A 353-nucleotide genomic window follows, 5' to 3' on the forward strand; every position below is an offset into this window, starting at 1 on the left:
GTGTTCTACAACCGGAAGCGGCGCCACTCCGCCCTGGGCTACGTCAGCCCAGTGGAATACGAGCGGAGGGCCGCAACCAAGAGGCTGGCAGCGTAGTCAACCTGTCCACCGAACCGGAGCAGGCCCACCTGGCGCCAGCCAGCACCTTTGATTGGGGGCCCAGCCCCAACGTGCCGGAGGACCGGCCCGTCGGGTCGACTCATGAACACGAGATCAGGGACAGCCCCTAAGCCATCCGGGGTAAATCTTTGCCTAGGGAGGTAGCATCCACCGCTGCCCTGCAGGAGGGCAGGAGGAGCGGTGGATGAGCCGAAGCGGCAACCACCTCAAAGTGACGGTGCCACAGCGCCGAG

At 65.4% G+C, this 353-nt stretch carries 1 protein-coding gene; it reads left to right on the top strand.

The window, feature by feature from the left end; all coding sequences use genetic code 11:
- Complete coding sequence (locus tag D7Y11_RS45645) at nt 1–96, top strand: IS3 family transposase (RefSeq protein WP_367303451.1); 96 nt, start codon at nt 1–3, stop codon at nt 94–96.
- Nucleotides 97–353: the final 257 nt, after the last annotated feature.

It is taken from the genome of Corallococcus sp. AB018, assembly GCF_003986945.1.
Taxonomy (GTDB): domain Bacteria; phylum Myxococcota; class Myxococcia; order Myxococcales; family Myxococcaceae; genus Corallococcus; species Corallococcus exiguus.